This is a genomic window from Acinetobacter sp. ANC_7504, from assembly GCF_056779995.1.
Map to the genome: position 1 here is coordinate 16,585 of NZ_JBWYIZ010000009.1, position 25,469 is coordinate 42,053.

Genomic DNA, 25,469 nt, shown 5'->3' on the forward strand with positions numbered 1-25,469 from the left:
AAGAAAATTAGGTGAAAAATACGCCATTTAAGAATGGAGAGAGCTATTTTTTGTATTTCAGCATAAATAATTCGATGGCTTGATGAATAATTTCATCACATTCTGCTTCACTGGGAACCTGACGAACACCTAACAATACTTCATGATGTCGATGCCCTAAGAGTAAAGAAAGGAGCAAATGTGTTTGCTTTTCAGCATCATCTTTCTGGATAAATCCGTGCTCAATCGCTTGAGCAAAAAAATCAGTCCAAACCACAAATAACCGCTTATGAGATGCATTATAAAAAGGTTCAGCCAAAGGATTTTGCTCTGCTGCCAATTCTAATAATAAATGCTCAAGCTTAATGGCTTCAGGAAGATTGACAATTTGCAGCGCTAAACTACATACCTGATAGAAGTCTTCTAAAAAATTGGATTCAGGGTGTAATTGGATTCGCCGAGCATTGATTGATTCTTCGCACGTTTCTGCAATTGCGTAGGTAAATAACGATTCTTTATCTTGAAAATGGTTATACACCGTCAGTTTAGTCACGCCAGCTTCTTTGGCAATTTGATTCATGCTTGAACCATGAAAGCCCTGTTTTAGAAACAAACGTTTAGCTGCCTCTAATATTTGTTTCTTTTTAACTAAATCCTTAGGACGTCCAATATTCATTTGCACAAAAAAATCCAAAAAAAACAGTTTAGGTCATACCTTGAAAAATGATTTTTAATTACTGTACCATGCGGTATATTAATTAAAAAATAATCAAATTAATATCCCTAATTTGATTTGCCTAAAAATTGACATAAGAGCAGTGCACATGAGTCCTCAAAAATTTGCCACATACAGTCTAATGCTCATTTGTAGCGTGATACTCACCGCGTGTAGTAAGGATAAACCCACAGAGGAACAAATTCCATTTGTGATGGTTGCCCAGCCGAATACTTCCCAAGATGAACTGAAAAGTTATGCAGGAGAAGTTCAGGCGAGACAGCAAACGGCATTGGCTTTCCGTGTTGGAGGACAAATTACTGAACGCTATGTTGATGTTGGGGATCGAGTCAAAGTCGGGCAAGTCTTAGCAAAATTAGATGTGAAAGATGCTCAACTGCAGTTAAATGCTTCAAAAGCTCAGTTAGAAAGCGCGCAATCTGCAGCCAAAATTGCCGAAGAAGAATACAAACGCTTTAAGCAGTTATTACCTATTAATGCGGTGAGTCGTTCGCAATATGATGCCGTAGAAAATCAATATAAATCGGCTATGTCCAATTTAAAACAAGCACAATCAAATTATGCAGTGAGTAGTAATCAGACTGGATATAACCAACTCATTGCCAATAAAAATGGCGTCATCACTGAGCGTAGTATTGAAGTTGGTCAAGTGATCGCAGCAGGGCAGGCAGCATATCAACTGGCGATAGATGGTGATCGTGAAGTGGTGATTGGTGTGCCAGAACAAGCAGTATCAGAAATTAAAACAGGTCAAAAAGCTTGGGTTACGCTATGGTCAAAACCAGAGGAGCGTTTCGCCGCATATGTGCGTGAAATTTCACCTGCTGCCGACCAATCTAGAACATTTAGTGTCAAAGTTGCTTTGACTGAAGGGCGTTCAGCAATTCAACTTGGACAAAGTGCGCGAGTATTTTTTTCAAATACCAGTTCAAATGTGATTAATGTTCCTTTGACCAGTGTATCTGCAACAGAAGATCAGCCTTATGTTTGGGTTGTGAATCCAGATCACAGTATCCGTAAGGTGAATGTTCAAATAGGTGCTTATGGTCGTGATACGGTACCTGTGACTCAAGGTTTAAAAGCTTCTGATTGGGTCGTGGTTGGCGGTGTACACTTACTGCGAGATAAACAAAAAATTAATCCGATTGACCGTCAAAACCGTGCAGTGAATGTGAAAGCAGGACAAGTTGGAGCGAAAATATGAACTTTAACTTGTCAGAATGGGCGTTAAAAAATAAGGGACTGATCCTTTATTTCATGATTTTGATGGGAATATTGGGTGTTTATTCCTACTCAAAACTATCACAAAGTGAAGACCCTCCATTTAGTTTCAAAGTAATGGTCGTTCAAACCTATTGGCCAGGTGCGACAGCGGAAGAAGTTTCATTACAAGTAACTGATCGCATTGAAAAAGAATTAATGAGTACGGGGCTCTATGATCGTATTGCAGCCTATTCTCGTCCTGGTGAATCAATGGTGACCTTTGTTGCCAAAGACTCGCTGCGTTCTCATGAATTACCGAATGTTTGGTATCAGGTTAGAAAAAAAATTGGAGATATCAAACACCAACTTCCTAGCGGTGTTCAAGGTCCATTCTTTAACGATGAATTTGGTGACACCTTTGGGAATATTTATGTCTTAACGGGTGATGATTTTGATTATGCTGTGATGAAGGAATATGCCGATCGCTTACAGCTGCAACTACAACGTGTGCAAGATGTCGGGAAAGTTGATTTAGTCGGCTTGCAAGATCAAAAAATTTGGATAGAAATTTCAAATACGAAAACCGCTCAATTGGGTATTCCAGTTTCTGCAATTCAAGAAGCACTACAAAAACAAAATACCATGGCGAGCGCAGGTTTCTTTGAAACAAGCTCAGATCGTATTCAAGTGCGTGTTAGCGGACAATTGAAATCAGTTGAAGATCTCAAGAACATGCCATTACTGGTTGGTGATAAGACCATTCAATTGGGTGATGTGGCTGAAGTTTACCGTGGCTTTAGTGAGCCAGCTCAACCACGTATGCGCTTTATGGGCAAAAATGGTATTGGTATTGCGGTGTCTATGCGTAAGGGTGGTGACATCATTGCGCTAGGGAAAAATCTAGAAAAGACCTTTAATGATCTACAACAAACTTTACCTTTAGGGATGGAACTTAAAAAAGTTTCAGATCAGCCTGTAGCGGTGCAACGCAGTATTCACGAATTTATCAAAGTGCTCGCAGAGGCCGTGATTATTGTCTTATTGGTCAGCTTCTTCTCTTTAGGTTTCCGTACAGGATTAGTGGTCGCTTTCTCTATTCCCTTGGTCTTGGCAATGACGTTCGCAGGCATGAATTTCTTTGATGTTGGACTGCACAAGATTTCTTTAGGCGCGTTAATTTTAGCACTTGGACTTTTGGTTGATGACGCCATCATTGCAGTTGAAATGATGGCCATTAAAATGGAACAAGGATATAGCAGATTAAAAGCCGCAGGTTTTGCTTGGAAGTCGACCGCATTTCCAATGTTAACGGGGACGCTGATCACTGCAGCTGGATTCTTGCCGATTGCCACTGCTGCGTCGAGCACAGGTGAATATACTCGCTCAATCTTCCAAGTTGTAACCATTGCTTTAGTGGTGTCATGGTTTGCAGCGGTACTGTTTGTTCCTTATTTAGGTGACAAATTACTGCCTGATTTTAATCAAATGAATCAGAAAGCTCCGTGGTATCAACGCTTATGGGCAAGATTACGTCAACAACCAGAGCCACAACCCGTCGTTCAACACCATGGTGAGCATCACGATCCATATCAAACTAAGATGTATCAAAAATTTAGATCTTGGGTTGAGTTATGTATTACTTATCGTAAAACCGTCATTGCTGCGACGGTTGCGATATTTGTCTTGTCAATTTTGATGTTTAAATTTGTTCCACAACAATTTTTCCCACCATCAAACCGTGCTGAAATATTAGTGGATCTAAAACTAGAGGAAGGTGCTTCTCTAACAGCGACAGAAAATGCGGTTAAAAAAGTAGAAAAATTCTTGTCGACTCAAAAAGGGATCGATAATTACGTCGCTTATGTTGGTACAGGTTCTCCACGTTTCTATTTACCACTTGATCAACAATTGCCTCAGGCGAGTTTTGCACAATTTGTGGTTTTGGCTTCCTCATTAGATGAGCGAGATGAGATTAGAAAGAATCTGAGTGAAGAAATTACTAAGTTATTGCCTGAAGTACGGACACGTGTATCGCTATTGGAAAATGGGCCACCAGTCGGTTATCCAATTCAATACCGTGTTTCTGGTGAAGATTTAAATACTGTTCGCCAACGAGCACAATTAGTGTCACAAGCAATCAGTGAAAATCCAAATACCGCCAATGTTCATTTAGATTGGGGTGAGCCGAGTAAAATTATTTCACTTGAAATTGATCAAGATCGTGCGCGTCAGTTAGGCGTATCTAGCTTAGATTTGGCGAATTTCTTAAATAGTTCAATAACAGGCGCTGCGATTAATCAGTATCGTGAGAAACGGGAGTTAATTGATATTCGTTTACGTGGCGATCAAGCGGAACGTGTTGATGTAGCATCGTTACAAAGTCTCGCTGTACCAACGAGTCAAGGTACAACAGTTCCATTGGCACAGATTGCGAATATCCAATATAAGTTTGAAGATGGTCTGATTTGGCATCGTAACCGTTTGCCGACGATTACTGTACGCGCAGATATTCGGACTAAACTCCAACCAGCTACTGTGGTTGGTGAATTAACTGAATCTATTGAGAAAATTCGTGCCGAACTTCCAAGTGGTTATCTGGTAGAAGTGGGAGGCACTGTGGAGGAATCTGCACGTGGGCAAACTTCAGTAAATGCTGGCATGCCGTTATTTTTGGCTGTGGTCTTTACCTTGCTCATGATTCAGCTCAAGAGTATTTCACGTTCGTTTATTGTTTTCTTGACCGCGCCTTTGGGTTTAATTGGCGTGGTATTGTTCCTGTTAATATTCAATAAGCCTTTCGGGTTTGTGGCGATGCTAGGTACCATTGCTTTATCTGGAATGATTATGCGTAATTCGCTTATCTTGATTGATCAGATTGAGCAAGATATCAAAGCGGGTCATTCTCAATGGGAAGCGATTTTAGAAGCGACAGTACGCCGTGCCCGTCCAATTATTTTGACTGCATTGGCTGCTGTGTTGGCGATGATTCCGCTTTCACGCAGTATCTTCTTTGGTCCAATGGCAGTAGCAATTATGGGTGGACTCATTATCGCAACATTATTAACGCTGTTCTTCTTGCCAGCACTCTATGCGGCATGGTTTAAAGTAAAAAAAGAGTCAAAAACCGCGTAGTTTTATGTGAATACTAGGTGCGAAGCATTGAAAAATTCAATATAGTAGTCCCTAGTTTTTAACACAAAATAACACAGTGGGCTGAGTACATAAAAAAACTGAATGTGCACTCGGTTGAGGTATAAAAAAGCATCCATGGGGCGAGACAATTTAACAAGACATCGTCGATTAATTACGATGTCTTATGTATTCATGTTTCTTGCATTGTTCACTGGTATCAGTGCTGCAATCGCCTATTTTTTAGCGCAAAAAGTGGCTCAAGCGCAAGACGCTGAAGTCTGGATCCATGCTCAAGCATTATGGATTGCACGAAATGTTGTGCTATTCATGATGATGGCCGCATTTGCTGCTCTTTGGTTTATTCCTGCCTGCTTTATCTATTGGGATAGTGTGTTATGGGTGAAAGGGTGTACGGTGATTGGTGTCATTTTTACCACAATTGCATGGCTATTTCTCCTAAATGCATGGCTTAAAGGCTTAGTTAAATATCTCCAGAAAAAAGCCGCTTTTTAAAATAATGATTTAATTTACTTGTAATCTCGGAATATGACCCCAACATATTCCGCAGAGAAGTCATATCAAATTTTTTTGTGGAGCATCGCCAGACATGGCTAAACGTGATTATTATGAGGTTTTAGGGGTTTCTAAAACAGCTAGTGATGATGAAATTAAAAAAGCCTACCGTAAGTTGGCGATGAAATATCATCCAGACCGTAACCCTGATAATGCTGAAGCAGAAGAAAAATTCAAAGAAGCTGCTGAAGCGTATGAAGTTTTATCTGATAGTGAAAAACGCAGCATGTATGACCGCATGGGACATAATGCGTTTGAAGGCGGCTTCGGTGGCGGCGGCGGTGGTTTCGGTGGCGGTTTTAGCGCTGAAGACATTTTTAGTCAGTTTGGTGACATTTTCGGTGGCGCGTTTGGTGGCGGCGGTCGCCAACAGCGTCAAAGACGTGGTTCAGACTTACGTTATGTGCTTGAGCTCAGCTTAGAAGAAGCTGTACGTGGCGTAAAGAAAACAATTACTTTTACTGCGCCAGCACCATGTGAAGTGTGTGATGGTAAAGGTTCTAAAAACCCGAATGATGTTGAAACCTGTAAAACTTGTCACGGGGCTGGCCAAGTCCGTATGCAACAAGGTTTCTTCTCAGTTCAGCAAACGTGTAGCACTTGTCGCGGACAAGGTAAGATTATTAAAAATCCTTGTGGCACTTGTCATGGTTCAGGTGTTAAAGATCGTCAACAGACACTTGAAGTTACCATTCCTGCAGGCGTAGATAATGGCGATCGCATTCGTTTAACTGGAAAAGGTGAAGCGATTCGTGATGGTCAATCAGGTGATCTATACGTAGAAGTTAATGTTCGTGAACATGAAATCTTCCAACGTGATGGCGCGGACTTGTATATGGATGTGCCGATTAGTATCGCTGATGCTGCATTGGGTAAAGAAATTGAGATTCCAACCCTTGATGGTCGTGTGAACTTGAAAGTACCTGAGGGAACACAAACAGGTAAAATGTTCCGTCTACGTGGCAAGGGTGTAAAACCAGTACGCACAAGTATGCAAGGTGATTTACTTTGCCGTATCGTGATTGAAACACCAGTCAACTTAACTGCACGTCAACGTGAACTTTTAAAAGAGTTACAAGAATCTTTAGATGGTGCGGACAGTAAATCTTCACCTAAAAAGAAATCATTCTTCGATCGTTTATTTGACTGATCAGAATGAAATAAAAGCCCGACATTATTGTCGGGTTTTTATTAAGTTATAAATACTTAAGATGCTTAAAGCAAAGTAAGTGATACTACCATTAGATAATTTCTTAGTTTATGGGTGTATTCAAAAGTTGTTGAGACTTATTTGTTTAAGCTTTTAAAATCTAAAGGTAAATTTTTTAATAGGTTTTGTTAGAACTATAATTTAAAAAAAGAGGATCTGACGATCCTCATCATGTAATTTTGAAAAAACTAATCCTGAGCATCAATACTCTGACCATTCATACCTATACTGTCTTCGCCCATTAAATATAAATAAGCTGGCATGATTTGTTCAGGCGTTGCCAATACTTTCGGATCTTCATCAGGATATGCTTTAGCACGCATAGCTGTTCGTGTTGCACCAGGATTAATGCAGTTATAACGGATATTTGGATAGACATTTTCTTTTGCAAAAATTTGACTGACCGCTTCAATGGCAATTTTTGAAACTGAGTATGCGCCCCATTTCGCACGTGCTTCACGACCGACACCTGAGCTTGCAAAAACAACAGAGGCATTTTGAGATTTTTCTAATAATGGAAGTAAATGTTGAGTAAGAACAAAAGGTGCTCTTAAATTTACAGCCATTACATCATCCCACACTTCAGCAGGGTAGTGGGCCAATTCAACGCGCTCACCTAAAATCCCAGCATTGTGCAAAATCCCATCTAAACGACCAAATTGTTGGTCAAGCGTTTCCACAAGACGTTCGTAATCATATGCTGTTGCAGTAGAAAGTTGCAGTGGCAAAATTGCAGGTTGAGGAGCACCTAAACTTTCAATTTCGTCATAGATCACTTCTAACTTGTTCAGCGTTCTACCATGAAGAACGACGGTCGCACCATGTAAAGCATAGCTCAACGCTGCTGCGCGTCCAATGCCATCACCTGCACCCGTAATTAAAATTACTTTATCTTTTAATAAGTCTGGGCGAGGTTGATATTCTGAATATTTCATTTGCGACCTCCTTCATTGTTCTAATTAATTAAGCTGTTTTTTGGTGAGATTCGATCAATTCGATTAAGTGTTGATGTAATTCTTGTACATCATTCACTATACAATCTGCCTGCCAAGAATCTAAGTCATCTTTGTGTTCTAATGGTAAATATCCGTAAGCAGCCAAAATCGTGTACATATTTGCGCTTCGACCTGCATCAATATCACGTGGATGATCACCAACATAAATGCATTGTTCAGCTGGAACATTAATTTGTTGAGCAGCGAGATACATTGGTTCTGGGTCAGGTTTAGTGTGCTTAACATCTTCTGGGCATACGAGAACGGCACAACGTTCAGTTAAGTTTAAGGCTTGAAGTAGTGCCTCACTCAGCCAACGAGGTTTGTTTGTCACAATTCCCCATGGAATATCCCGTTGTTCCAAGTCCTCAATTAAAGGATACATTCCTGCAAAAAGGTCTGTATCCACAGCAATATCAGCACCATAGATATCTAGAAAGCGCTGACGATGTGCAAGGAAAATAGGATCATCAACCTGTAATTCAGGATAAACCAATTTCACCATCGCCCGAGCCCCCTCGGAGACCTGAGTTCGGATCAGGGCTGCATCTACGATCTCTCGACCTTCTTCACGACACATTGCTTGAATAATACGAATAAAATCCGCAGCAGTGTCAATTAAAGTCCCATCTAGGTCGAAAAGTACGGCCTTCATTCATTCACCTCATTATGGGTGTAAACCATATAGTTCACATCGACATTTGGGGCTAACCAATAATGTTTAGTTAATGGGTTGTAATGTAAGCCTGTCATATCTTTAAGTTTTAAACCTGCGTTACGAATATCATGCGCTAATTCAGAAGGTTTAATAAATTTATGATAGTCATGAGTTCCTTTTTTCAAAAGACGTAACACATACTCTGCACCGATAATCGCAAATAAATATGATTTTGGATTACGGTTAATTGTGGAGAAGAATACATGACCGTTTGGTTTCACCAGTTTTTGGCATGCTTGAATGATTGACGCTGGATCTGGTACATGTTCCAACATTTCCATACAAGTTACGACATCGTATTGACCAGCTTGTTCTTCAGCCAATTGCTCAACTGGAATTTGACGATATTCGATATTGGTGACATTTTCTTGTTCTGCATGCAGACGTGCGACATTTAATGGTGCTGCGCCCATATCGATACCGAGGACATCGGCACCACGGCGTGCCATACTTTCAGCCAAAATGCCGCCGCCACAGCCCACATCTAGGACTTTTTTGCCACTAAGACCACCTGCATGTTCATCAATCCAATTCAATCGTAATGGATTGATTTGATGGAGAGGGCGAAACTCAGAGTGTTGATCCCACCATACTGCAGCAAGTGCTTCAAATTTAGCAATTTCTTGTGGGTCAACATTCAGTTGAGTCATTACAGCCACCTTAGCAAAGTTCGTTTTAATGGGTAGAATTTATATCAGATCTTAGTGTATCGCTAATTCCAAAAAAAGCGATAAATCTTGTAAAAAAGTTCACAGAATCAAAACGATTTTCTCATATTTGTTTTATAGTGAAACCATATGCTAATCAGAATGATTTAGAGGATAAAAACTTAATGAAAAAGGTGGTTTTTAGTGGCGTTGCCGCTGCGGTGCTGATGGCACTTTCAACAGGTGCAATGGCGAACTTTGTTGAAGGCAAAGATTATACGGTCGTGCAAAACCCAGGAAAGGTTGATGTCGCTGGTAAATTGGAAGTACGTGAGTTCTTTTGGTATGGCTGTGGTCATTGCTTTACTTTAGAACCTCATATGCAATCTTGGTTACGTAAAATTCCAAAAGATGTGAATTTTGTCCGTACACCTGCTGCAATGAACAAAGTATGGGAACAGAATGCACGTGGCTACTACGTTTCTGAAGCACTTGGTGTTCGTAAACGTACCCATTTGCCTTTATTCCACGCGATCCATGACAAAGGTCAGCAGATTTTTGACCAAAAATCACAAGCGCAATTCTTTACGAAGTATGGTATCCCAGAAGCGAAATTCAATAGTTTATATAATTCTTTCGCAATTACTGCCAAAGTCTCTCAAGCAAATAAATTAGCACAACAATATCAATTGACGGGTGTGCCAGCTGTTGTAGTAAATGGGAAGTATGTCGTACAAGGTGATAATGGCCGTGTGTTACAAGTGGTTGATTATCTATTGGATAAAGAGCGCAAAGCTAAATAATAGAAAACCCGCATTGAGCGGGTTTTTTTATGCCTCAGTAGTATTCCAATTCAAAATCCCTTTAAAGATTAATCGTATTTGGGTAATGGACTGTTTTTTGAGTACCAGTTTTTGTAATTCAAGCTCCATACCTGAATATTGACGGCCCAAGCTAATCCAAGACATTGCCCATGTGAAACATAAATTAATTAAAATATTCGACAACATTTTTAGATCATCAGCTTGATGAAAATTTTGTACGATTTCGAATTTTTGTAGGTCATTGGCCAAATCAGAATTTAGAAACTCAATTTCACGAGCAATCGCACGTCTTACCACTTCAGACCCCCCCCAGCGCTCTGCGATCATAAAAATCCAAGGTTGGGTATTTAAATCGATGGCTTCAAAAAAAAGTTCCATGCTGGTTTCGGCTTTCGCATCAGGGTGGGCTAAACCTTGACCGAGCTGATGAAGTACGGTTTTCAAATATAACGCGACTTGATCCACTAACTCTTGGCCTAATTCATCCATATCTTGAAAATGTCGATAAAAGGCTGTTGGGACCAAACCAACCTCACGTGCAACTTCACGCAGACTAATACTGCTAAATGAACGGCCAGATGTGCTTAAACGCAAAGCGGCATCTAGTAAAGCCTGACGACTTTGTTGTTTACGTTCATCGCGTATAGACATCTTAAAACCTGAGAAGTGAAGTCGAGATGAGTCTATCAAAAAAATATAAAAATTAAACGACGAATGTCAGTGAACATGTGTTGACTCAATTTCAAAATCAATATAGTGTACACATGTTCACTATTAGAACACTTGTTCACTCAATTAAATTGAAATACAAAAGAGGAACGTTTGAGATGAGTAGTTATCTGTCATATCGTCCTGAATGGATTCGAGAAGATTTCGTCGATTTTATCGCTGAAAAAATACATCCCACTTTGGCTTGGAAAAAAGTCAAAGCATCACTCGTGAGTCGTCAGGCACTTAGTCACGATTTCTATGAGATTCATTTATGTCCAAATCACAATTTCGATTTTCAACAGATTGAGGCAGGGCAAAGTGTTTTAGTGACAGTCGTAATTGCAGGCGTGCGTCTACAACGTAGTTATTCGATTGTGGAAATTTCTGCGACAGGTAATCTGGTGATTGCTGTCCGAGCTCAAGGAGTAGTGTCGAATTGTTTAAGCCAATTGGCGATAGGTTCTGTTGTGGAAATTTCTCAAGCGCAAGGTGAATTTACGCTTGAGCTGACTCAACAGCCAATTGTGTTATTGGCGTCGGGGAGTGGCATTACCGCCATTTATGCATTGCTTACGAAGGCTTTAAACACATTATCTGTACCTATCTATTTGATTTATTTCTGTCGAGATGACGCGTTCCACGTGAAACTACAACAGCTCGCTTCAAAACATGATCATTTTAATTATCACTATTTTAATACACGCCAACATAAACAATATCTGACATTGGCGTTGTTAGAGCAGTTAGTACCAAGTTTTAGGCAAGCACAGATTTATGCATGCGGTGCAACTTCGATGATGCAAGCTGTAAATCAAATTTGTCATGAAGAGGGGATCAGCAATCAGCTCAAACAAGAGTTTTTTCAAATCCGTGTAGATGAAGAAATTGAAAAACAATCTGTCACGTTTATCCGCAGTCAGAAATCGTTTGAAGCTCAAAAAAGTTTATTGGTGAGTGCTGAAGAGGCTGGATTAAGACCCGCTCATGGATGCCGAATGGGTATTTGTAATGCATGTGTCTGTAAAAAAGTGAGTGGCGCTACTAAAAATATGCTCACAGGTGAAATTGAACATGAGCCAAATCGACACATTAAATTATGTATTAGTCAGGCAGTAAGCCCTGTTGTGATTAATTTGTAATTTAACGGTATCGTATAAGACTGGAGAAAAATAATGAATATGTCACTTAATACAACATGGCAATCAAAATCTAAACATCTGACCGCTGAGCAAATTGAAGCATTTGGACAACGCGTTGAGCAGATTCGACTCAGTATTATGAATGATTTGGGTGAACAAGATGCCAAATATATTTATAAGATTCGTAACTTTGTTCGCTATAGCGAGATTGGCTCACGTGCATTGCTGATGTTTGGTGGTTGGATTCCACCTGTTTGGTTGGTGGGTACAGGATTACTGGGCGTGTCCAAAATTGTTGAAAATATGGAGCTTGGACATAATGTGATGCATGGTCAATTTGACTGGTTGAATGATCCAAGTTTAAACGGTGCGACATATGACTGGGACACCATCTCAACAGGCGATGACTGGAAATATACCCATAACTATGTACATCACACCTATACCAATATTGTGGGTATGGATCATGATGTAGGTTATGGTCTACTTCGTGTTTCAGCATCTCAACCGTGGGAACCAAGATTTTTGTTTAATATTCCATTAGCGATTCAATTGATGGTGCTTTTTGAATGGTATGTCGGTGTTCAAAATCTACACTTGGAAGACGCGCTTGTTTATAAAACCAAATCTTGGAAACAAGTGTGGAAAGATGCTGAAAAATTAAGAAAAAAAGTACGACGTCAGGTGGTGAAAGATTATGTCTTTTTCCCGATTATCGCTGGTCCAAATGCGCTTCCTGTCTTCGTAGGAAATGCAGTTGCAAATGTGATTAGAAGTTTATGGTCATCTGCAGTGATTTTTAATGGTCATTTTACTGAAGATGCAGAAACATTTGAGATGGATAATACCGAATATGAAACGAGAGCAGAATGGTATTTACGTCAAATTCGAGGTTCAAGTAATTTTACGGGAACTTCATGGCTGCATATTTTGAGTGGTAATTTGAGTCATCAAATCGAGCATCATTTATTCCCTGATATGCCTGCAAATCGCTATGCAGAAGCTGCGCCAAAAATTAAAGCATTATGTGAGGAATATGGCATTCACTATAATGAAGCTAACTTTATGAAACAATTCTGGAGCGTTTGGGTTCGTTTAGCTAAATGTTCTTTACCAAATGATAAGACAACTAAAATTTCTCAATCTATAAGAAAATTAAGAGGAATATTTGCCTGACTATCACTATTTAGTTTAATTCATGAAAGGCATGGAGCATTGATCTGCAAGAATAAAAGCACCTTTAAGAATCTGATACAGGTTGCGTTTGAAGAGCTCGAAATCATGTACTGCACCACGACTCGTGCATAAACTCAGAACTTGCTGTGTTCTATAATGGATAATGGCTTGTACTTTAAAAGTATGTGCCTTCTTCTTACCACCATAGCTTTTCTTCTGTTTTTTTAGGTCTTTGTATTGGAATTTCTGTGGCATCTACGATCACCACATTCCAGTCGATACCTTCGCCTTCAGGCAAACTATTGGGTAAATTAAATAGATTGGACTTGATCAGGCAATCCTCTACGTGGCGGACGATTCTTGAAGCAGTAGGCTCTGATACACCATAACTCGTTGCGACATGAAACAATGTGTGATATTCACGCCAATAACTTAAGCACAGAAGGATTTGATCTTCTACACTTAACTTAGATGGTCTACCTTTAGCAGGTACAAGCATTTTTAGCTGTTCAGTCATTAAATCAAAGGTTGACCATGAGATGCCTGTATATCGCTTAAACTGTGTTTCAGAGAGCTTCTTTGAGTCGATGTATTTCGTTCGCAAATTATGCATGAATATTTAAAATTATTCGGTAAAAATAGTCAGCAAGGGATAGATCTTTTTTTGATTTATGAAAGAGATCAGTGTCTTATTTCTGAGTACTATTATTTCGAAAATTAAAAGTATAGATGTGAAAAAATGAATATTGGAATCTTATTATTTGATGAGGTTGAGGTCTTAGATTTTGCAGGGCCCTATGAAGTCTTTGCTATTACTACAGATAATCATAATAAAAAGCTTTTTAATGTGTTTACTGTGGCACAAAAACATGAAATTAAAGCAAGAAATGGTCTTGCAGTAAAAAGTGATTACCTCTTAGACAATTGTCCATCTATAGACATTCTCGTGATCCCTGGAGGATATGGTGCTGAAACAGTCGAGCTATATAATGCTCATCTATTGAATTGGATAAAATTAAAACACGAAACGTCAAATATCACATTCTCTATTTGCACGGGAGCATTCATCTTAGCGGAGGCAGGGCTACTAGATGGGCTAAATGCTACTACTCATTGGATGGATATTTCACGTCTAGAGGCAGAATACCCTAAAATTACAGTTATGAAAGATGTTAGGTTTGTAGATGAAAATAAGATAATAACTTCTGCTGGGATATCATCAGGGATCAATGCTTCTCTATATGTCGTATCTAAAGTAACGAATAGAGATGTTGCATTGAATACAGCAAGAAGAATGGAATTTGAAACTGACTTATAGATTTTCTAAAATTAAAATAAGACACCTTATGCGAAGTTGGATTAAATCGCTTTTTCTTTTGCTCTCAATGAGCTTTTAGGTATGACTTAATTCTTTCAAAATTTAAGTTTGTCAGATTTAAAACACGGACTTATAACAAAGTCAGATGCCATCAATCTGCTATAATGTGCCCAATCTTTTTTTAAGTAAAAATTAGGACGTATTATGCGTATTGACCAGCGTGCATTAGACCAGTTACGTGACGTTAAAATTACTCGAAACTATACACGTTATGCAGAAGGTTCAGTTTTAGTTGAATTTGGTCATACCAAAGTTCTTTGTACTGCCAGTGTTGATAATTCAGTACCGCGCTTCTTGAAAGGAAAAGGCCAAGGTTGGGTGACTGCTGAATATGGCATGTTGCCACGTTCAACCCATACACGCAGTGACCGTGAGGCAGCTCGTGGTAAACAAAGTGGACGTACTCAAGAAATTCAACGCTTAATCGGTCGTAGCTTACGTGCCATGGTGGATTTGAAGAAATTGGGTGAGAACACGATTACAATCGACTGTGATGTTATTCAAGCTGATGGTGGTACACGTACTGCGTCTATTACAGGTGCTGCTGTAGCCTTGATTGATGCTATGAATTCATTACTTGAGAAAAAGAAAATCAAACAAGATCCACTCAAAGGATTGGTGGCTGCAATTTCTGTTGGTATCTATCAAGACGAAGTACTACTCGACTTATGTTATGAAGAAGATTCAAACTGCCAAACAGATTTGAATGTGGTGATGACTCAGGCGGGTGAGTTTATTGAAATTCAAGGTACTGCAGAAGATAAACCGTTCACGCGTACGCAATGTAACGCAATGCTTGAAATGGCTGAGAAAGGCATTCAAGAGTTAATTCAAAAGCAACAACAAGCACTAGGCTGGTAATTCGCATCTGATTGCATGCGTTGATTGTAAAAAAGCACCTTGATAGAGGTGCTTTTTTTATTTCATAGATTTGCAATTGAAGCTTCATTGCAGCGTCACGAAAAAAGCGTATCACTGAGTTCGCATAAAATGAGAAGGATAACTACATGCGAGCTTATTTTTTTATACTCATCTTTACACCAAGTACTTTGTTAACAGCTTGTGGAGGAGATGATGATCACCAACCATCCAAACCGCTACCTTCAGATCCAAGCTGTGAAATCCACTGTGCTCCATAACCATAACAAGAATAACAACAGGATAAATATATGAACCGTCGTGACTTTATTTTAAATTCGACCAAGACATTATTGGGCGCATCTGCATTAGCGAGTTTTCCGCTGAGTATTCAAAAAGCTTTAGCAATTAATGCAAAAGTGGAAACTGGCACTATTCAAGATGTGAAACATGTGGTGATTTTGACTCAAGAAAATCGTTCTTTTGATAACTATTTTGGAACATTCAAAGGGGTACGAGGTTTTGGTGATCGATTCACCATTCCATTGAGTGGCAAAAGAGCGGTGTGGGAACAGTATGATGCCAACAAAAATAAAATTTTGCCTTATCACCTAGACAGTTCATTGGGCAATGCTCAACGTGTTTCGGGCACACCTCATTCATGGAAGGATGGTCAAGCCGCTTGGGATTGTGGGCGTATGGGCAATTGGGTGGAACATAAACAACCCCAATCCATGGGTTATTTTAAGAAACAAGAGCTCGAGTTTCAGTTTGCTCTAGCGGAAGCATTTACTTTATGTGATGCCTATCATTGCGCTATGCACGCGGGAACTAATCCCAATCGTAAATTTATTTGGACAGGGACCAACGGGCCAACTGCTGCAGGTGTCGCGAGTGTAGTCAACGAGTTTGATAGTATTGGCTCATCAATGATCGGTTACGACTGGACCACGTATCCTGAACGCTTACAGCAGGCTGGGATCAGTTGGAAGGTTTATCAAAATATGCCCGATAATTTTACGGATAATCCTTTGGCTGGATTTAAGCAATATCGCAAAGCCAATGAATTATCTGGTAAGCCAGTTAGCCATGCCAATATTTTGTCACCTGAATATGATGAGCGTATTGATCAACGACAACCTCTCTATAAGGGGATTGCCAATACGATGCCTAAGGACGGCGGTTTATTAGGACAATTTAAACAAGATATCTTAGACGGTAAATTGCCACAGGTGAGCTGGGTGGTCGCACCGGCAGCGTATAGTGAACATCCGGGACCATCAAGTCCTGTTCAAGGCGCGTGGTACATTCAAGAACTGTTAAACACTTTAACGGCAGATCCAGAGTTATGGAGTCAGACGGTTTTACTGGTCAATTTTGATGAAAATGATGGTTTTTTTGATCATGTACCATCGCCATCTGCACCATCAAGAGAAATCAATGAAGCAGGTGATATCGTTAAAGTTCATGGTAAAACCACGTTATCAGAACAAGAGATATCATATGAATATTTCAATCACCCACGTGTATCAGGTTCGACAGCACAGCCTGAATTAAAATTTAAAAATGGTAAGAATGAAAACTTCTGGCATGGTGTGTATGGTCCAGGAGTACGTGTTCCAATGTATATCATTTCACCATGGAGTCGTGGGGGATGGGTCAACTCTCAGGTATTTGATCATACTTCAATTATTCAATTTCTTGAGCAACGTTTTGGCGTGCAAGAGCCTAATATTAGCCCTTATCGTAGAGCAGTCTGTGGTGACCTTACGTCGGCGTTTGACTTTAAGACACCTAACTTTAATGTTCTGCCAACACTCAATGGGCAAAGAACAAAACAAGAAGCTGACAATACGCGTCGTTCGCAAGAGCAACTCAGCAAGGTTCCAGTCCCAGCAAATCAACAATTTCCTGTGCAAGAATCTGGAATACGTCATTCTCGAGCATTACCTTATTTATTACATACCAGCGCGCGCGTACAGGTTGCAACCCGAAACATACAATTGATTTTCGCAAATGGTGGAGAACAAGGTGCGGTTTTCCATGTCTATGACAAACTAGATTTAAATGCCATTCCTCGACGTTTTATGGTGGAGGCAGGGAAACAGCTGGAGGATGTTTGGGAGCTAGTAGATGATCAATATGATCTTTGGGTACTTGGACCAAATGGTTATCATCGAGCATTTAAAGGAAATCTTCACCATCAAATTGAAAGAGATCATTTGCCAGAAATTCGAATTTGCTATGAAGCCTGTCAACCTAAAATAATTTTAAAAATACGGCATGATGGTGCTGAAGCCATTGAGATGATGGTCAAGGACAATGCGTACTACAATCAAAAAATGTGGACTGTCAAAACTCAAGCGAATGAGGCTGAACTTCATCTAGATTTAACGGAGTCTTGGGGATGGTATGATTTTAATGTTGTGATCGCCCAACAGCAGGGAGAGCAGGCTTATGAACGTCGTTTTGCTGGACGTATTGAAACAGGGCAGCATACATGTACCGATCCTATGATGGGATTATTGCAACCTAAATCTTAAACACGAAGTAAAAAAGCCGTGAATGTTCACGGCTTTTTTCACAATTGAAAAATTCAGGTATTAAGACAGTCGAAATGAATTAGAGATCCAACCTTTCGGAAGTTGAGGCATTATAAGCTCCTCAGGACGATTTGGATCTTCATCCAGTTGCTTACCACCATAAATGACATCATTGATCTGTCCATTTTGATTTTGATATGTTAACCAAGGATAGGTTTTACCAAACCCAACAGGATCTTGGGTGTAATCACAAACACCATCTGGAAAAACTTTTTGTAATCGAGTCCATTGCTCATCTGTAAAGTTAATATTGGGGTAAAGACGACGTGTGAGTGGTTGTAGTTTACATTTATTGGCGTAGGTACTAATTTGATCACCTGCTACCATTCGCGGTGTTTTATAGACCGGTACACGAAGGTTATTGCAGAACCCAGATCTTCGAATCGTTCCTAATGTGATACATGAGTCGTTAAGATTTACTTTATTGCGAGTGAGTTTCTGTGGCAGAGGTAAATTGCTTGTATCATTTTTTACGCGATCCAACCATTGGTTCATATCATCGAAACTGATTTCTAAACATTTAAGATCGCCAATCATAATGGTATCACCTCCATAAAGAAGCTGATTGTTATGATGTCCATGTGCTTTGTCTAAACGTGCTCTAATCGCGAATGCTCGGTAAGCATCATGGAATATCGCTGGATCTGGACCACGACAATCAATAATCGCCACTTGATCTAAATTATTGGCAACATTGATTAAACCAGTTCGATAAGCATTTTTTAAACCTTGCTCCGTTGCATATAACCGTTCGGGAATTGGATTAATATCAATATCAACTCCACCGAGGCGTTCATTTAATAAAACAAATTTTTCAGCATTAATCACACCATCAAATAAGGTTTGAAGCCCGTATTGCACACCGACATTATCAATTGGCAGGTTTGCAAACCCGACATTGCGTTGATTTTCGACGGGACTCCAAATTTGTCTAAGCTGTTGTGTATTTGGATCAACTTCAGTTGGATTTCTGAGACCCAACAAATTTACAGCAGCCTCTTGAATTGAACAGCGTGTCCCATTCGGATTTGAGGTGGCATTGTACAGTTGTGTTTCTGATATTCCGCTACAAATTGTATTTGGTCGAGCAACATCGAATTGCGCAAGTTCACTGACATAACCATTAATCTCAGAAATATGACCTTGAATATGGTTAATTTGATGAGGGAGGAAAGAGCGGCCTTCTGCTGTTTTAAAATAATTGATCATAATATGATAATCAGCAAACTGAGACGCTGTACTCCATGCATCAGGGAAGGAGCACGTTACTAACAAACCTTGGTATACACCTGGATAAGCGTTAGCTACCCATTGAGATGCGAGCGCGCCACCTGAGCAGCCTTGTCCAATCGTGTAGTCTAAAGTGCCGTATTGTTCGATAAAACGTTCTTTGGCCATAATGATTGATTCAGCTTGAACAGCCAAATTACAGTTATGTCCACTGTTGGATAGCGCCGTAGACATGACGCCATAACCTTTGCCCAAAGCCTTGATGGTAATATCTGGCAAAATAGAAGTTGATGTCGCAACCACGGTAGGTGCGGTTGCAGACTGATAATCATTTCCGCAACTTTGCCCATGGGTTACTAACAGTTTATTATTAAATTGGGGTTGTGGATTCAACGCAGTCCAAGGCTGATTAGGATTAAACAATACAGCAAACCGATATTCATCACGATTTTGATAGCCGACCTCCTCTCGAATGATAAATGGCACTTCTACGCCTGTATCGGTCTTAATTTTGGAAATTAGACCCGCCGAAGGTGGTTTCTCAGGATTATAGGTTTGTAAAGTTCCGACCAAATTCCGATAGTAGTAATTATATTGAACAGGTTTACGACAAAATAAATCAGTCGAGCCGTTGGTACAGGTCCATGGATTAATTTGGGGTCCAGATAAAAGAGGGCCTGTGGTACTGAAATTTTTTAAATATAAATTTTGAATTGCGTTTGGTGTTTCAATTTTAAGTAGATTTTCCCCTAACTGTAATCCATCCAATAGCACTCTATTTTGAGCATTGGAAAAGCGAGATTTGATGTCCTGTCCATTTAAATGAATGCTTATATTTGCGTCATTAAAATTAATCGATGGGTCTAATTCGATTAATACATCATTATCTGTCACAAGATCGGGGCGAGTTGATAAAATAGTCACGAATTCTTTTTCAAGTTTATTCGTTGGATTGTCAGGATCAGTTGGATTGGTCGGAGTTGGCTGTGATCCATTACCACCGCCTGAATTCGCCCCAGATTCGCTGGAGCTTTTACAACCGACGAGTAAGCTGCTACTAATCGCGACGCTTAAAAGCGTATAGATCATTTGCGTTTTCATGTGATTTCCCTAATGTACAACATGGTGGATGCAATCGATCCGATGACTGCATTTCTTTTTATTTATTCACTGACATTCAGCATGGTCTATGCGTTGACACCCTCCTATTATTTAGACAATGCGAACTCATGGCTTTAATTGTATTTATTGGCTTCACTATGAATGAAAATTAGGCAGCATTCCATGACAGAAAATTGAATAATTGTAAAATTAAGGCGAATAAATAATTGAAATTTAATGATTTACTTTGCATTCTATAGGTTTAGTATGATTTTGATTAAAAAAACAATATAAAAGTGTGGGGGGTATCAACTAGGACCACATAAATTCAAATCTTTTTGTATTTCTGAAATAAAGTTAATGTAGCATCACAGTTTTAAGCAAATAAAAAAAGGAGCAAAGCCCCTTTTTATTGAGAGATAGGATTGAATCAATTAAGCGTTAAAGCGCATAGATAAATCGATGGCTTTTACATCTTTAGTAAGTACACCCATTGAAATAAAGTCGACGCCTGAAGTAGCAACTTCACGTAAGTTCTCGATGGTAATATTACCTGAAGCTTCTAATTTACAACGACCAGCCACATGCTTGACTGCATCGATCATTTGTTGTTGGCTGAAATTATCTAACATAACGATATCCGCACCAGCATCTAAAGCTTGGTTTAACTCATCCCAAGTTTCAACTTCGACTTCCACAGGTTTACCTGGTGCAATGGCATGCGCTTTGTCGATTGCTTGCTGAATACCACCTGCAGCCATAATATGGTTTTCTTTAATTAAAAAAGCATCGAATAAACCTAAACGATGGTTTTGACCACCACCTACACCCACCGCATATTTTTGCGCAATACGTAAGCCTGGTAATGTTTTACGTGTATCCAGTAGTTTGGTATTTAAACCTTCTAAATGTTTCACATATTCAGCCGTTTTTGTAGCAACAGCAGAAAGGGTTTGTACAAAATTAAGTGCTGGGCGTTCAACGGTTAACAGACTGCGTGCTGAGCCTGCAAGTTTTACAAATACCTCATTGGCTTGAACTTGATCGCCATCTTGCTTTAACCAAATCACATCAACGCTTGGATCATAGGCTTTAATTAAAGCATTCACCCACGGTTGCCCTGCAAGAATCATCGTTTCGCGACTGATAATGGTTGCTGTTGCTTGTTCATCTTCAGGTGTCAGCAATGCGGTGATATCACGCTCACCAATATCCTCTTGCAATGCTTGTTGGATATTGATTTGAATTGATTGTTCAAGCAAAGATTGCGGTATGCTCATAAAATCCCTATTGTAGGCACCAGAAAAATGAGCAATATATTACCATTGCACTTAAAGTAATGGTGCTGTTTTTTTCGTCCAAGTCATTTTCAAAGATGAGCGTGGATGAATTGTCATAAGTTGCAAACACGGATTGAGATCACACATGTCGAATGTACCCAAGCTTCAAGTGGTAGATGGTGTATTACAAGGTGCAAGATTTATTGCTTCACCAAATTTTAATCAAAGACCAGACCATACTGACATTCAACTGCTGGTCATCCACAATATTAGCTTACCGCCCTCACAGTTTGGAGGAGGCTATATTGAGCAGTTTTTCCAAAATAAATTAGATTGGGATGCACATCCTTATTTTAAAACCATTGAAGGGATGCAGGTCTCAGCACATTTGTTGATTTTAAGGTCAGGCGAAATTTTACAGTTTGTTAATTTTAAAGACCGTGCTTGGCATGCAGGACGCTCTACGTACATGGCAAATCCAGAATGCAATGATTATTCGATTGGCATTGAACTCGAGGGTAGTGATGATCAAGATTTTACGGAACAACAATATCAAGCTTTAGTTGAGGTCGTGGCAACACTTCAATACGCTTATCCTAAAATTAAAAGTCATATCGCAGGGCATTCAGATATTGCACCTGGACGAAAGACCGATCCAGGACCGCATTTTCAATGGTCTTATTTTAGAGATCAATTAAAACAACGAAAAATATGATGCTTTGTCGAATGAAATAACAATTTAAAAGCGAAGTTTTATTACAATATCGTCAATCTTTTTAAGTGGTGAATATGATGGCGCTTTGGCGATCCACCTTTATTGTTAGTGCAATGACCATGTTGTCTCGTGTCATGGGGCTTATTCGAGACATGGTGCTGTTAAATGTGTTCGGGGCAGGTAAAGACTTCGATACTTTTGTCGTAGCGTTTCGTATTCCCAACTTTTTTAGGCGTCTTTTTGCCGAAGGTGCATTTTCCCAAGCATTTATTCCTGTTCTCACAGAATATAAAACCACCAAACTCCATGCTGAAGTTCAGATCCTAATTAGTCGGGTATTTGGATGTTTGCTTACCGTGATGACTGCATTAACTTTGCTGTGTATGATTGTTGCACCTGCGATATTGTATGTTTATGCGCCAGGATTTCATGCCGATGCAGCCAAATTTGATTTATCAGTCGACTTATTCCGTCTCACCATTCCCTACCTGATGTTTATGTCGCTGACGGCATTTGCCAGCAGTATCTTAAACAGCTATGGCTCATTTACCACACCCGCATTTGCGCCAGTGTTGTTGAATATCGCTATGATTGCAGGGGCTTTGTGGTTATCTCCACATATGGAAACACCCATTATGGCATTGGGTTGGGCAGTGGTGTTTGCTGGCATTTTGCAATTAGCCCTACAAATTCCGGAACTGTGGCGCAAAAAACTCCTGATCCCACCTAAAGTTGATTTTAAGCACGAAGGTGTCGAGCGTATTTTAAAATTAATGTTGCCTGCACTGTTTGGGGTTTCAGTCACACAAATTAATTTGCTGCTCAATACCATTTGGGCGTCTTTTATGCAAAATGGTTCTGTGTCATGGCTTTATACAGCAGAACGGATGACCGAATTGCCTTTAGGCTTAATTGGTGTAGCCATTGGAACGGTGATTCTGCCTGCACTCTCTGCGCGTAAAGCCGAACAGGATCAAACTAAATTTAAGGCTATGTTAGATTGGGCTGCACGTGTCATCGTATTTGCTGGTATCCCAGCCAGTATCGCTTTATTTATGTTGTCTACACCGATTATTCAAGCGCTGTTCCAACACGGTGCTTTTGATGCACGAGCGACAGAAATGACCGCTTTGGCATTACAATGTATGAGTGGTGGTGTCTTGGCATTTATGTTGATTAAAGTCTTTGCGCCTGGATTTTATGCGATTCAAGATACCAAAACCCCAGTACGTGTTGGCCTAATGGCAGTTGCAGCCAATGCCATTCTCAATGTGGTTTTTATTGGTATCTTCAAATGGATGGGCTGGGAAGAACTCCATATGGCATTGGCGTTGTCATCTACAGGTTCTGCTTTAGTCAATGCAGGGATGCTATATTTCTATTTACACAAGCGTGAAATATTCCGATTTGGTCCGCATTGGAAAAAATTATTTTTCCAATTTATGGTCGGTAACGCCGTGATGATCGCAGCTTTATGGTATGGTCTAAGCTGGTATAACCCAGATGTAGCACCGTGGATGCGTGTATTTGAAGTGCTTGGTCTCTGTGTATTGGGTGTGGTTGCTTATGTATTGGGTTTATTTGCGACTGGCTTTAGACCAAGACAATTAAAACATGGCTAGTGCTTCAACCAGATCCTAAATAAATCAAAAAAACATCGCGGAAGCGATGTTTTTTTATAAGTCATGTGAACATTAAGGCAAAACTTTTAAAAGTTCGACATCAAAGATTAAGGAGCTGTTCGGCTCAATCGCATCGCCCGAACCGATCTCACCATAGGCCAAATCAGCAGGAATAAAGAAGCGGTATTGAGCACCTTCCTTCATGAGTTGTAAGCCTTCAGTCCAACCCGGAATGACTTGACTCACTTGGAATTCAACCGCTTGATTACGCGCGATCGAACTATCGAATACTGTGCCATCGATCAAACGCCCTTCATAATGAACTTTCACTTTTGACGTCGCTTTAGGCGTTTTGCCTTGACCTTGCTGAATCACTTGATATTGCAGACCTGTTGGTCGTGTGACGATACCTGCTTTCTTGGCATTCTCTTGTAAAAATTGCTGCCCAGATTTTAAATTTTCTGCAGCCAATTTTTGAAATTCGATCAGCTGTTTGGATTCACTCTGCTTTTTGTATTTGGTTAAAGCCTGCGCCATTTCTTGATCGGTTAAACTCGATTTTTGACCAGCTGAGCCTTGTTTCAATCCTTCAATAAAGGCATCCAAATTAATATCTTTTAATGTATCCGCATTAGTGCGTCCCATCACATAGCCATAGCTATATCCGAGCTGATCTTTCTCAGTACTTTTATTGCTAATGTTTGCCGCAAATGAGGCAGAGCTGAGGATCAGCAGACTGCTTAATATAGAGATTTTTTTCATTATTCAAATCCAAAAAAGGAGAGCTGAGGGCTCTCCTTTTGATTAACTTATTTGACTTCGATTAATTCAACATCAAAAATGAGCGTGCTGTTTGGTGGAATCGTACCAGGAACACCCTGTTCACCATAAGCCAGCTTTGATGGAATATATAAGGTTGCTTTACCGCCTTCCTTCATCAATTGTAGGCCTTCGGTCCAACCAGGGATGACCTGATTCAACGGAAATTCAATCGGTTCACCACGTTCAACCGAGCTATCAAAGACTTTGCCATCAAGTAATTTACCGGTGTAATGCACTTTAACCACGGAGTTTGCAGCAGGTTGTTTGCCTGTACCTTCTTTGCTGACGAGATACTGCAAACCAGAAGCAGTTGTTTTAACATTCGGTTTTTTTGCATTTTCAGTCAGGAAGCTATTGCTTTGTGCATCGGCAGCTTTAGAGTCCTCGACTTTCTTTTCTTCTAATTCTTTTTGTAAAGCCACATAGGCAGTTTGCAGTTCTTCATCGGTATAGGCACGTTCTTTTTTAGCATGCGCTTCACGGACACCGACAATAAACGGATCAATGGCAACTTCAGGAGGAGTTTGGCTGGCAACTTCATAACCCAGTGCATAACTGATTTTATCAATCGGTTTTGCATCAGCAGTCATGCTAGAAACTGTCGCAGATGTTGGATGTTGACTTGCATAATAAACAGGGACGAGCGCAGCACCGCCTAAAACGACAGCAACAGCGATGGGTAAAGCTTTACTCATGAGATTTCCAATTTTTTTCAATTCTATGTGCGACATTCTAAAATCGCGGAACCAAAACAGCATAGCGTCAATTCACTTTCAGCGATATAGAATTTCAATGAAATCAACAAAATTTCACAAAT

At 39.9% G+C, this 25,469-nt stretch carries 24 protein-coding genes; 13 read left to right on the forward strand and 11 right to left on the reverse strand.

Annotated features, from left to right (window positions below; genetic code table 11):
- Positions 1 to 43 precede the first annotated feature (43 nt).
- Positions 44 to 661 carry a TetR/AcrR family transcriptional regulator gene (locus AC1M9F_RS10225; protein WP_035268797.1) on the reverse strand — a complete coding sequence of 206 codons (618 nt, stop codon included), beginning with the start codon at positions 659 to 661 and terminating at the stop codon, positions 44 to 46.
- Between the two features lie 142 nt (positions 662 to 803).
- Between AC1M9F_RS10225 and AC1M9F_RS10230 the strand changes: the two genes are divergently transcribed.
- From AC1M9F_RS10230 to dnaJ, 4 genes are all read left to right on the forward strand, one after another.
- Positions 804 to 1,919, forward strand: coding sequence for an efflux RND transporter periplasmic adaptor subunit (locus tag AC1M9F_RS10230; protein ID WP_481590647.1), 1,116 nt, complete (start codon positions 804 to 806; stop codon positions 1,917 to 1,919).
- The gene (locus AC1M9F_RS10235; RefSeq protein WP_481597701.1) at positions 1,916 to 5,050 is read left to right on the forward strand and encodes an efflux RND transporter permease subunit; all 3,135 of its coding nucleotides are present in this window, start codon (positions 1,916 to 1,918) and stop codon (positions 5,048 to 5,050) included. The genes AC1M9F_RS10230 and AC1M9F_RS10235 overlap by 4 nt, the downstream gene beginning before the upstream one ends.
- 135 nt (positions 5,051 to 5,185) lie before the next feature.
- Positions 5,186 to 5,563 carry a hypothetical protein gene (locus tag AC1M9F_RS10240; RefSeq protein WP_035268802.1) on the forward strand — a complete coding sequence of 126 codons (378 nt, stop codon included), beginning with the start codon at positions 5,186 to 5,188 and terminating at the stop codon, positions 5,561 to 5,563.
- 94 nt (positions 5,564 to 5,657) lie between these two features.
- Positions 5,658 to 6,773, forward strand: coding sequence for a molecular chaperone DnaJ (gene dnaJ, locus AC1M9F_RS10245; RefSeq protein ID WP_481597702.1), 1,116 nt, complete (start codon positions 5,658 to 5,660; stop codon positions 6,771 to 6,773).
- 248 nt (positions 6,774 to 7,021) lie between these two features.
- Here dnaJ and AC1M9F_RS10250 read toward each other — a convergent pair whose 3' ends face one another.
- From AC1M9F_RS10250 to ubiG, 3 genes are read right to left on the reverse strand one after another with little or no spacing between them, the layout of a single operon-like run.
- Entirely contained in the window at positions 7,022 to 7,768 is a 747-nt protein-coding gene (locus AC1M9F_RS10250; protein ID WP_035268812.1) for a YciK family oxidoreductase, read from the reverse strand.
- 28 nt (positions 7,769 to 7,796) lie between these two features.
- Positions 7,797 to 8,483 carry an HAD family hydrolase gene (locus tag AC1M9F_RS10255; RefSeq protein ID WP_035268813.1) on the reverse strand — a complete coding sequence of 229 codons (687 nt, stop codon included), beginning with the start codon at positions 8,481 to 8,483 and terminating at the stop codon, positions 7,797 to 7,799.
- Positions 8,480 to 9,196 (reverse strand): bifunctional 2-polyprenyl-6-hydroxyphenol methylase/3-demethylubiquinol 3-O-methyltransferase UbiG, encoded by a 717-nt coding sequence (gene ubiG / locus AC1M9F_RS10260; protein ID WP_035268814.1) that lies wholly within the window; start codon positions 9,194 to 9,196, stop codon positions 8,480 to 8,482. Before ubiG ends, AC1M9F_RS10255 begins: the two co-directional genes overlap by 4 nt.
- Positions 9,197 to 9,378: 182 nt before the next feature.
- On the opposite strand from ubiG, the gene AC1M9F_RS10265 reads away from it, so the two are divergent.
- Positions 9,379 to 9,996: a thiol:disulfide interchange protein DsbA/DsbL gene (locus tag AC1M9F_RS10265; protein WP_180000355.1), complete on the forward strand. Its 618-nt coding sequence runs from the start codon at positions 9,379 to 9,381 to the stop codon at positions 9,994 to 9,996.
- A 27-nt stretch (positions 9,997 to 10,023) separates the two neighbouring features.
- On the opposite strand, the gene AC1M9F_RS10270 is transcribed toward AC1M9F_RS10265, so the two are convergent.
- A complete protein-coding gene (locus tag AC1M9F_RS10270) occupies positions 10,024 to 10,668 on the reverse strand; it encodes a TetR family transcriptional regulator (protein WP_180000353.1) in 645 nt (214 codons plus the stop codon).
- 176 nt (positions 10,669 to 10,844) lie between these two features.
- Between AC1M9F_RS10270 and AC1M9F_RS10275 the strand changes: the two genes are divergently transcribed.
- Both AC1M9F_RS10275 and AC1M9F_RS10280 read left to right on the forward strand, forming a co-directional pair.
- Positions 10,845 to 11,867 (forward strand): flavin reductase family protein, encoded by a 1,023-nt coding sequence (locus AC1M9F_RS10275; RefSeq protein ID WP_180028923.1) that lies wholly within the window; start codon positions 10,845 to 10,847, stop codon positions 11,865 to 11,867.
- Positions 11,868 to 11,906: 39 nt separating this feature from the next.
- A complete protein-coding gene (locus AC1M9F_RS10280) occupies positions 11,907 to 13,043 on the forward strand; it encodes a fatty acid desaturase family protein (RefSeq protein ID WP_481597770.1) in 1,137 nt (378 codons plus the stop codon).
- 15 nt (positions 13,044 to 13,058) lie between these two features.
- On the opposite strand, the gene AC1M9F_RS10285 is transcribed toward AC1M9F_RS10280, so the two are convergent.
- On the reverse strand, positions 13,059 to 13,298 hold the full coding sequence (locus AC1M9F_RS10285) for a transposase (RefSeq protein WP_481597703.1): 240 nt from the start codon (positions 13,296 to 13,298) through the stop codon (positions 13,059 to 13,061).
- On the reverse strand, positions 13,240 to 13,656 hold the full coding sequence (locus AC1M9F_RS10290) for a transposase family protein (protein ID WP_481597704.1): 417 nt from the start codon (positions 13,654 to 13,656) through the stop codon (positions 13,240 to 13,242). The genes AC1M9F_RS10285 and AC1M9F_RS10290 overlap by 59 nt, the downstream gene beginning before the upstream one ends.
- A 126-nt stretch (positions 13,657 to 13,782) precedes the next feature.
- Between AC1M9F_RS10290 and AC1M9F_RS10295 the strand changes: the two genes are divergently transcribed.
- From AC1M9F_RS10295 to AC1M9F_RS10310, 4 genes are all read left to right on the forward strand, one after another.
- The gene (locus AC1M9F_RS10295) at positions 13,783 to 14,361 is read left to right on the forward strand and encodes a DJ-1/PfpI family protein (RefSeq protein ID WP_481597705.1); all 579 of its coding nucleotides are present in this window, start codon (positions 13,783 to 13,785) and stop codon (positions 14,359 to 14,361) included.
- A 204-nt stretch (positions 14,362 to 14,565) separates the two neighbouring features.
- Positions 14,566 to 15,282 (forward strand): ribonuclease PH, encoded by a 717-nt coding sequence (gene rph, locus AC1M9F_RS10300; RefSeq protein ID WP_035270511.1) that lies wholly within the window; start codon positions 14,566 to 14,568, stop codon positions 15,280 to 15,282.
- A gap of 146 nt (positions 15,283 to 15,428) precedes the next feature.
- A complete protein-coding gene (locus tag AC1M9F_RS10305) occupies positions 15,429 to 15,560 on the forward strand; it encodes a hypothetical protein (protein ID WP_481597706.1) in 132 nt (43 codons plus the stop codon).
- A 30-nt stretch (positions 15,561 to 15,590) separates the two neighbouring features.
- The gene (locus AC1M9F_RS10310) at positions 15,591 to 17,822 is read left to right on the forward strand and encodes a phosphocholine-specific phospholipase C (RefSeq protein WP_481597707.1); all 2,232 of its coding nucleotides are present in this window, start codon (positions 15,591 to 15,593) and stop codon (positions 17,820 to 17,822) included.
- A gap of 60 nt (positions 17,823 to 17,882) precedes the next feature.
- Here the strand turns inward: AC1M9F_RS10310 and AC1M9F_RS10315 are convergent, their stop codons facing one another.
- Both AC1M9F_RS10315 and nadC read right to left on the reverse strand, forming a co-directional pair.
- Positions 17,883 to 20,213: a DUF6351 family protein gene (locus AC1M9F_RS10315; protein WP_481597708.1), complete on the reverse strand. Its 2,331-nt coding sequence runs from the start codon at positions 20,211 to 20,213 to the stop codon at positions 17,883 to 17,885.
- A 434-nt stretch (positions 20,214 to 20,647) separates the two neighbouring features.
- A complete protein-coding gene (gene nadC / locus AC1M9F_RS10320) occupies positions 20,648 to 21,493 on the reverse strand; it encodes a carboxylating nicotinate-nucleotide diphosphorylase (RefSeq protein ID WP_481597709.1) in 846 nt (281 codons plus the stop codon).
- 145 nt (positions 21,494 to 21,638) lie between these two features.
- On the opposite strand from nadC, the gene ampD reads away from it, so the two are divergent.
- Together ampD and murJ are read left to right on the forward strand one after the other, a co-directional pair.
- The gene (ampD, locus tag AC1M9F_RS10325) at positions 21,639 to 22,208 is read left to right on the forward strand and encodes a 1,6-anhydro-N-acetylmuramyl-L-alanine amidase AmpD (RefSeq protein ID WP_481597710.1); all 570 of its coding nucleotides are present in this window, start codon (positions 21,639 to 21,641) and stop codon (positions 22,206 to 22,208) included.
- A 68-nt stretch (positions 22,209 to 22,276) separates the two neighbouring features.
- Entirely contained in the window at positions 22,277 to 23,830 is a 1,554-nt protein-coding gene (murJ, locus tag AC1M9F_RS10330; RefSeq protein WP_481597771.1) for a murein biosynthesis integral membrane protein MurJ, read from the forward strand.
- Positions 23,831 to 23,902: 72 nt separating this feature from the next.
- On the opposite strand, the gene bamJ (AC1M9F_RS10335) is transcribed toward murJ, so the two are convergent.
- Complete coding sequence (gene bamJ / locus AC1M9F_RS10335) at positions 23,903 to 24,592, reverse strand: BamJ family beta-barrel-assembly machinery protein (RefSeq protein ID WP_481597711.1); 690 nt, start codon at positions 24,590 to 24,592, stop codon at positions 23,903 to 23,905.
- 47 nt (positions 24,593 to 24,639) lie between these two features.
- Positions 24,640 to 25,347 carry a BamJ family beta-barrel-assembly machinery protein gene (bamJ, locus tag AC1M9F_RS10340; RefSeq protein ID WP_481597712.1) on the reverse strand — a complete coding sequence of 236 codons (708 nt, stop codon included), beginning with the start codon at positions 25,345 to 25,347 and terminating at the stop codon, positions 24,640 to 24,642.
- Positions 25,348 to 25,469 lie beyond the last annotated feature (122 nt).